The sequence below is a fragment of the Streptomyces sp. E2N166 genome, assembly GCF_003671715.1.
In the GTDB taxonomy this organism is placed as follows: domain Bacteria; phylum Actinomycetota; class Actinomycetes; order Streptomycetales; family Streptomycetaceae; genus Streptomyces; species Streptomyces thinghirensis.
Map to the genome: position 1 here is coordinate 1,218,919 of NZ_RAIF01000012.1, position 6,629 is coordinate 1,225,547.

8 protein-coding genes and 1 tRNA gene are annotated in these 6,629 nt (G+C 69.6%); 6 read left to right on the plus strand and 3 right to left on the minus strand.

All coding sequences use genetic code 11. The annotated features are described in order from the left end of the window. Nucleotides 1-83: 83 nt before the first annotated feature. Entirely contained in the window at nt 84-578 is a 495-nt protein-coding gene (locus tag EBH09_RS13300; RefSeq protein ID WP_193776274.1) for a DUF3830 family protein, read from the minus strand. Nucleotides 579-685: 107 nt separating this feature from the next. Between EBH09_RS13300 and ehuB the strand changes: the two genes are divergently transcribed. The 6 genes from ehuB to EBH09_RS13330 all read left to right on the plus strand — a co-directional run bounded on the left by ehuB (nt 686) and on the right by EBH09_RS13330 (nt 5,145). Beyond that, nucleotides 686-1,615 carry an ectoine/hydroxyectoine ABC transporter substrate-binding protein EhuB gene (gene ehuB, locus EBH09_RS13305; protein WP_121747157.1) on the plus strand — a complete coding sequence of 310 codons (930 nt, stop codon included), beginning with the start codon at nt 686-688 and terminating at the stop codon, nt 1,613-1,615. Then, complete coding sequence (ehuC, locus tag EBH09_RS13310; protein WP_121747158.1) at nt 1,612-2,325, plus strand: ectoine/hydroxyectoine ABC transporter permease subunit EhuC; 714 nt, start codon at nt 1,612-1,614, stop codon at nt 2,323-2,325. Before ehuB ends, ehuC begins: the two co-directional genes overlap by 4 nt. Then, nucleotides 2,325-2,975: an ectoine/hydroxyectoine ABC transporter permease subunit EhuD gene (ehuD, locus tag EBH09_RS13315; RefSeq protein ID WP_121747159.1), complete on the plus strand. Its 651-nt coding sequence runs from the start codon at nt 2,325-2,327 to the stop codon at nt 2,973-2,975. The genes ehuC and ehuD overlap by 1 nt, the downstream gene beginning before the upstream one ends. After that, complete coding sequence (gene ehuA, locus EBH09_RS13320; RefSeq protein WP_121747160.1) at nt 2,965-3,750, plus strand: ectoine/hydroxyectoine ABC transporter ATP-binding protein EhuA; 786 nt, start codon at nt 2,965-2,967, stop codon at nt 3,748-3,750. The genes ehuD and ehuA overlap by 11 nt, the downstream gene beginning before the upstream one ends. A 429-nt stretch (nt 3,751-4,179) precedes the next feature. Next, nucleotides 4,180-4,938, plus strand: coding sequence for an IclR family transcriptional regulator C-terminal domain-containing protein (locus EBH09_RS13325; protein WP_121747161.1), 759 nt, complete (start codon nt 4,180-4,182; stop codon nt 4,936-4,938). Nucleotides 4,939-5,071: 133 nt separating this feature from the next. Further along, nucleotides 5,072-5,145 (plus strand) — tRNA-Lys (locus tag EBH09_RS13330). 45 nt (nt 5,146-5,190) lie between these two features. On the opposite strand, the gene EBH09_RS13335 is transcribed toward EBH09_RS13330, so the two are convergent. Further along, nucleotides 5,191-5,796, minus strand: coding sequence for a lytic polysaccharide monooxygenase (locus EBH09_RS13335; RefSeq protein WP_121747162.1), 606 nt, complete (start codon nt 5,794-5,796; stop codon nt 5,191-5,193). Between the two features lie 125 nt (nt 5,797-5,921). Next, nucleotides 5,922-6,629 (minus strand): SPFH domain-containing protein (locus EBH09_RS13340; protein WP_274595137.1); only part of this gene is annotated, 708 nt, incomplete at its 5' end.

Sequence of the window (6,629 nt, forward strand, 5' to 3'; positions counted from 1 at the left end):
CTGGGGCGGTAGGCGGCTGCCCCCAGCTGGGGCGGTAGGCGGCTGCCCGCAGCGGCGGTGCGGCGGGCAGCCGTGGCGCCGTCCTACGCTCGGCGGAAGCTGAGCGTCTCCCCCTCCGCTCCCGTCCGCCACAGGTCGTTGCAGGCCTCGGCCATTTCGTGCAGGCCGTCGACGATCTGGCCCCAGACGGTGCCGGGGACCCAGCCGACGTCGGCATTGAGCAGCAGGTTGTTGCGCTCGTAGAAGAGGGCCAGGTCGACGAGGGTGGTGCCCGCGCGGACCTCGCGGTCGTAGCCGTACGCCTTGGTGCCCAACTCGGCACCCGCGAAGGCGAAATAGCACAGGTCGCCCGGAATGGGTGTCACGGTCGGGTTCTCCAGCGGTGGTTCGGATGCCGCGAAGGGTGGGAAGAGGGCATAGATCTCGTTCCGGGCGTATTTGGCGTGGTATACGTCGCCGCCGAGTGGGAGCGCGTCCCAGACCGCCGCGCAGGTGATCGGGGCCCGGTCGTCCAGCAGTTGGGCCGTGCAGGTGATTCCACGCTTGACCAGCGAGACTTCGATGAAGCGATCAGCCATGCCCCCCATGGCAGTGCCCGGCGGCCCCGTGGTCAAGGGTGCGGGGCCGAGGTATCGGACTGAAAAAGATCGGCATAACCTGCCCGGCTTCGGGTAGCTGCGCGCCCATGGCTCCACCACACAGAACCCCTCCATGGGGCATATCCGACCAAAGGCCCAGAACGGCCGGGCCCACCCGCCGGTCGCTGCTCGCGGGGGTCGCGGCGCTCGGCGCGCTGGGGGCCGCCGGCTGCTCGCGCGTGGCCACCGCGTCAGACGTGGAAGGCGGCGATCTCCTCGACCGGCTCAAGGCACAGGGCGTGGCCCGGCTCGGCATCGCGGGCGAGATCCCCTTCGGGTACATCGACAAGAACGGTGAGCTGACCGGCGAGGCGCCGGAGCTGGCGAGGGTCATCTTCAAGCGGCTCGGCGTGGAGGAGGTGCAGCCGGTACCGACCGAGTTCGGCTCCCTCATCCCGGGTCTCAAGTCGCAGCAGTTCGACATCGTCGCGGCCGGGATGTACGTCAACCCCACCCGCTGCGAGCAGGTCATCTTCTCCGACCCCGACTATCAGATGCTGGACTCCTTCATCGTGCGCAAGGGCAACCCGCTCGGACTGCGCAACTACAAGGACGTCGTGGCGAAGAAGGCGAAGTTCGCCACCGGTACGGGCTACGCGGAGATCGCCTACGCGGTGGAGGCCGGCTATCCGAAGGACGACATCCTCATCGTGCCGGACCAGGTCGCCGGCCTCAACGCCGTGGAGACCGGACGCGCCGACGTCTTCGCCGGTACGGCTCTGACCACCCGCGAGGTGGTGAAGAAGTCGTCCAGCACCGAGGTGACCGAGGCGTTCAAGCCGATCGTCAACGGCAAGCCGCACGTGGACGGCGGCGCCTTCGCGTTCCGCCCGAACGAGACCAACCTGCGGGACGCCTTCAACGTCGAGCTGCACAAGATGAAGAAGAGCGGCGAACTCCTGCGCATCCTGCGCCCCTTCGGTTTCACCGAGGACGAGATGACCGATCTGACCGCGAAGGAGCTCTGCGGCGGATGACATCCGGACTCTGGGAACTCGTGGCCAAGGGTGTCTGGACCACCGTCCAGCTGCTCGTCTTCAGCGCCCTGCTGGGCGCTGTGGTCGCCTTCGTCGTGGGCACCGCCCGCACTCATCAGTCGCGGATCGTCAGGTTCCTCGCGGGCCTGTACACCACGGTGTTCCGTGGCACCTCCGCGCTGATCATGATCTTCTGGATCTACTTCGTGCTGCCGCTGGCCTTCGGCTGGCAGCTCGTACCCATGTGGGCGGGCACGCTCGCCCTCGGCCTGACGTACGGGGCCTACGGCGCCGAGGTCGTGCGCGGCGCGATCGCGGCCGTCGACCCGGCCCAGCGCGAGGGCGGCATCGCCCTCAGCTTCACTCCCTGGCAGCGGATGCGACTGATCCTCCTGCCGCAGGCGCTGCCGGAGATGATCCCGCCGTTCTCGAACCTGCTGGTGGAGCTGTTGAAGGGCACCGCGCTGGTGTCCCTCATGGGCATGGGCGACCTGGCGTTCAGCGGCAACCTCGTACGTCTCGCGCTGCAGGAGAGCGCGGAGATCTACACGTACATCCTGCTGATCTACTTCGTCCTCGCCTTCCTGCTCACCCGGCTCATGCGGGGCCTTGAGAAGAAGCTGAAGTCGGGGGTCGGCAAGGCGCCGACTCCCGCGGCCGAGGCCGTGCTGAAGCGGCCCGAGGCGACCAACGCGGGAGGTGCTGTCTGATGGAGTGGGACTGGAGCGCGGTCTCCGACTTCATGCCGCACTTCTGGGACGGCCTGCTGGTCACCCTGCAGATCCTGGCCCTCGGTTCGGTGATCTCCTTCGCGCTGGGCCTGGTGTGGGCCCTGCTGATGCGGACGCCTTCGCGCTGGGTGCGCTGGCCGGTCGGCGTGGTCACGGAGTTCATCCGGAACACCCCCCTGCTGGTGCAGCTCTTCTTCCTTTTCTACGTACTGCCCGAGTGGGGCGTTCAGGCCTCGGCGCTGACCACGGGTGTCTTCGCCATCGGTCTGCACTACTCGACGTACACGATGCAGGTGTACCGGGCCGGCATCGAGGCGGTGCCGGTCGGCCAGTGGGAGGCGGCCACGGCGCTGAACCTTCCCGTGCACCGGACGTGGATCGCGGTCATCCTTCCGCAGGCGGTCCGCCGCGTGGTGCCCGCCCTCGGCAACTACGTGATCGCCATGCTCAAGGACACCCCGATGCTCATGGCGATCACCGTGCTGGAGATGCTCGGCGAGGCTCAGCTCTTCGCCCGGGAGAACTTCCAGTTCACCGAGCCGCTCACGGTGATCGGCCTGGCGTTCATCGTGCTTTCCTACCTGGCCTCCCTTTTCCTGCGAGCCCTGGAGCGACGCCTTGCCCACTGACACCCTCCCCAACCCCGGGACCAGTCCCGAGCGCAGCACCGGCGAGCTGATACGCCTGGAGCAGGTCACCAAGCGGTTCGGGGACAACACCGTCCTGGACCACCTCGACTTCTCCGTCGACGCCGGCAAGCACGTCACCCTCATCGGGCCGTCGGGATCCGGCAAGACGACGATCCTGCGGCTGCTGATGACGCTGCTCAAGCCCGACGAGGGCACGATCACCGTGGACGGGCAGAAGCTCTTCCCGGCGACCGAGAAGGAGCGGCGCGAGGTCCGCAAGCAGATCGGGATGGTGTTCCAGCAGTTCAACCTGTTCCCGAACATGAGTGTGCTGCGCAACATCACCGAGGCACCGGTCACCGTGCTCGGCATGTCCAAGGACGAGGCCTCGGAGCGGGCCAAGGAGCTCCTCGACATGGTGGGGCTGGCCGACAAGTGCGACGCCCGCCCGGCCCAGCTCTCCGGCGGCCAGCAGCAGCGCGTGGCGATCGCCCGCGCGCTGGCGATGCGCCCGAAGGTGCTGCTGCTCGACGAGGTGACCTCGGCGCTCGACCCGGAGCTGGTCGCGGGCGTCCTGGACCTGTTGCGGGACATCGCCCGCAGCACGGACATCACGATGCTCTGCGTGACCCACGAGATGAACTTCGCCCGGGACATCTCGGACCAGGTCCTGATGTTCGACTCGGGGCGGGTCATCGAGTCCGGGGCTCCCGAGAAGATCTTCAGCGATCCGGAGCACGAGCGGACGAGGGAGTTCCTGAGCGCCGTGCTCTGACGGCGCACAGCGGACCACCTGTCGCCACCGCGGGTCACCGCACCGTTCGGCCCACGCCGAACGGTGCGGTGACCCGCGGCTTTTCTGTGAGTGTCCGGCAAACGGCTCGCTGCGCCAGAGTGCCGTGAAATTCACCGCCCCCGCCGGGGGCGACCCGAAGTTCAGCTCCACATCCTGACCGGCAATTCCCCCAGCGTGGCGCCCCAACCACGCACCGTGTGTGCTCCAACGCTCGAGGTCGGGACGCTGGGGCACGCCGCTGGCATATGCCAGCGGGCCAGCGCCGCAGTTGGGGGCCCTGAAATCTCGCCAACATCCCCTCACTTCGGGCCGCTCGGCGGCTATCGTGAAGGGGATCCGCTGTCCGGATCGGGGGCACAGGCAGGGACAGGGGCAGGGGCCTACCAGCGAGCGCAGGGGGAGACCACCGTGGCGCTGCAGCACAAGCCGACCGCGCCGCACCACTCGGCCCAGGACGCCCTGCGCGTCCTGGAGACGGTGACGCGGCACAGCACCGGAGTCACGGACACCGAACTCGCCCGGCAGACCGGCCTCGACCGGGAGCGGCTGACCACGCTCCTGCGCATGCTGCGCCGCGAGGGCTACGTCGAGCAGACCACCGACGGCACGTACGTCACCGGCGAGGCCCTGGCCCGCCTGGGCTCGGCCCACGGCCGCGAGGAGGCCGTGCGCGACAAGCTCCAGCGCACCCTGGACCGGCTGCGCGACTCGGTGGGCGCCGCCGTCTACATCAGCCGGTACGTCGACGGCGAGGTCAGCGTCACCCAGTACGCCGACAGCCCGGCCACGCCCAAGGTGAACGAGTGGGTGGACTTCCGCGTCTCGGCGCACGCCACCGCGGTCGGCAAGAGCCTGCTCACCCAGCTGGACCACGCGGGCCGCCGCGACCACCTCGCCCGGCACAAGATGGCCCGCCTGACCTCGCGCACCATCACCAGCGACAGGCTGCTGCTGTCCCGGCTGGAGTCCCAGCCGCCCACCGTCCCGGTCCTCGACCTCCAGGAGTACGCGGTGGGCACGGTCTGCGCGGCCGTCCCGATCACGGCCGGTTCCGCCGTGGGCTGCCTCGCCCTGTCCCTCCCGGTCGAGCACGCCCACCGGCTCCGCCGGGCCGCCGACGAGCTGAACCGGAACGCCGCCGGAGTGCTGCTCTCACTGGCGATCTAGGGCCGGCCGGCTGAATGACCGACCGGTCGGCCGCCCGCCTGCGTGGCCGGCGGACGAATGGTCGGAAGCACCCCTGGAGACCAGGTAGTATTTTCGTCGTCGCCGACCGCGGAAAGCGGACGGCGGGAGTCATGCGCCGCTAGCTCAGTTGGTTAGAGCAGCTGACTCTTAATCAGCGGGTCCGGGGTTCGAGTCCCTGGCGGCGCACAGCAAGAGGGCCCCCTCGCCCAGGCGAGGGGGCCCTCCGCTCGTTCAGAAGGTCACGTCCGAGCACGCGTAGAACGCGTTGGCCGTGTCGGCGACCGTCCACACCGCGACGATCACGTGGCGCCCGCTCAGCCCGGACGGCAGCGTGCCGCTGTGGGAGAGCGTGGCGGGCGGCTGCTTGCCGCCGTAGGGCACCGTGAAGAACGGCGTCAGGTTGAGGTCGGACCGGGCCAGGTTGTGGTTCTGGTTCCAGCCCTGCTTGGTGACGTAGTACCGGAAGTCGGTGGTGGCGTGCCGGGCGGTGAACTGCCAGCGGAAGTTGTAGCTCTGTCCGCCGTTCACCTTGGTGGCCGGCCACGCCTGGCCGCCCGGCGCCTTCGGGCTGTCGAGCGGGGCGAACGGGGTGTTGTTCGCGGAACATATCCGCCCGTCGGCCGGTCCGCCCGCCGGGAAGCCCTTGGGGCCCTCGACGCTCTGCGGCTCCCACTGGATGGCGCCGCACCCACTGACGGTGCCGTTCTGGCAGACCTTCTGCCTGCTGACCGGCAGGTCGGTGTAGCCGTGGCCGCTGGCGCCGCCGGACGAGAGCACGAGGGCTCCGGTGGTCGCCATGCCCACCGCGGCGGCATACAACTTGGTCCTTGTACGCATACTGCTGCTCCTGTGACGTGGGGGAGGTTCAGTGAGCCGTGCAGGTCTAGACCAAGTCCCAGGTTATTGCCGTTAGTTGAACATGTCCATACCAATCGAAGAACCCGGAGGACCCGGGGAACAAGTCACGGGCCCGTGTCCCCCCGCCCCGCGCAGAACGCCACCGTCAGGTCCTTCACCAGCACCTTGCGCTCGTAGTCGTCGAGTTCGACGAGCCCGCGCATGGTCAGCCGGGTAACCGTGTCCTCCACCGAGTCCACCACCGCGGTGAGCACGCTGGCCCGCTGCGCCGCGTCCAGCGCGGCGATCCGGCGCCGGTGCATCGCGGCGGCCACCTCGGGGGCGTACTCCACCCGGACCGGTCGCACCGAGAACACCTCAAGGCCGACCGGCGCCGCGTCCGCCGCCACCAGCCGGGTCAGCGTCTCGCCGGCCACGTCCGCGGAGCTGCGGACCGTGCCGAGGGGCTCCACCGGGACCCGGGCCAGCGCGGCCTCCACGCACTCGCGCAGATACGTCTCGTGGTCCTCGACGCCCAGCGTGGCCCGCGCGGTGTCCCGCACCCGCCACACCACCAGCGTCACCGCCCTGAGCGCGACCCCGTTGCCGTCGGCCGCGAGCATCGGCTCGCTGCGCCAGTGCCGCAGCCGGACGTCGACCCGGCGGCGCAGCAGCAGCGGGTTGACCCACATCAGGCCGGTGCGCCGCACGGTCCCCCGGTAGCGGCCGAACAGGCCGAGCACCCAGGCCCGCCCGGTCCGGCCCCGGGCCAGCCCGCCGAACCCGAACAGCCCCAGCGCCCCCGCGGCCGCGTACGCCGCCCACTGCGCGGG

Bases quoted from the DNA above. Each gene is read 5' to 3' on its own strand.
- ehuC (WP_121747158.1), top strand. From the start codon at position 1,612: ATGACATCCGGACTCTGGGAACTCGTGGCCAAGGGTGTCTGGACCACC.
- ehuB (WP_121747157.1), top strand. From the start codon at position 686: ATGGCTCCACCACACAGAACCCCTCCATGGGGCATATCCGACCAAAGG.
- EBH09_RS13300 (WP_193776274.1), bottom strand. From the start codon at position 578: ATGGCTGATCGCTTCATCGAAGTCTCGCTGGTCAAGCGTGGAATCACC.
- EBH09_RS13335 (WP_121747162.1), bottom strand. From the start codon at position 5,796: ATGCGTACAAGGACCAAGTTGTATGCCGCCGCGGTGGGCATGGCGACC.
- ehuD (WP_121747159.1), top strand. From the start codon at position 2,325: ATGGAGTGGGACTGGAGCGCGGTCTCCGACTTCATGCCGCACTTCTGG.